This window comes from Mycobacterium angelicum, from assembly GCF_002086155.1.
In the GTDB taxonomy this organism is placed as follows: Bacteria; Actinomycetota; Actinomycetes; order Mycobacteriales; family Mycobacteriaceae; genus Mycobacterium; species Mycobacterium angelicum.
Window position 1 is genome coordinate 1 of record NZ_MVHE01000381.1, and the last position, 285, is coordinate 285.

General features: G+C 63.2%; 1 protein-coding gene. It reads right to left on the minus strand.

Annotated elements, in window-relative coordinates; all coding sequences use genetic code 11:
* On the minus strand, positions 1 to 285 hold a 285-nt coding region (locus BST12_RS29890), incomplete at both ends, for a stage II sporulation protein M (RefSeq protein ID WP_211281442.1).

Genomic DNA, 285 nt, shown 5'->3' on the forward strand with positions numbered 1-285 from the left:
ATCCCAATCGCCGCGGCGAGAAAGACGGCCGTCAGCTCCAGCAGCCCGTGCGGAAGAAGCAGGCCCAGCAGGAAATCGCCCTTCCCCGCCTGGAACATCAGCCCGGCGATCAGTCCGACGTTGGCGGCGTTATCGAAGAGCACCAGCGGTATCGGCAGCCCCAGCACAACAGACATCGCGATGCACGTGGTAGCCACCCAGGAGTTGTTCACCCAGACCTGCAGAGCGAACGACGCGGCCGGGTGCTCGCTGTAATAGGACTGGACGTCATGGCTGACCAATTCG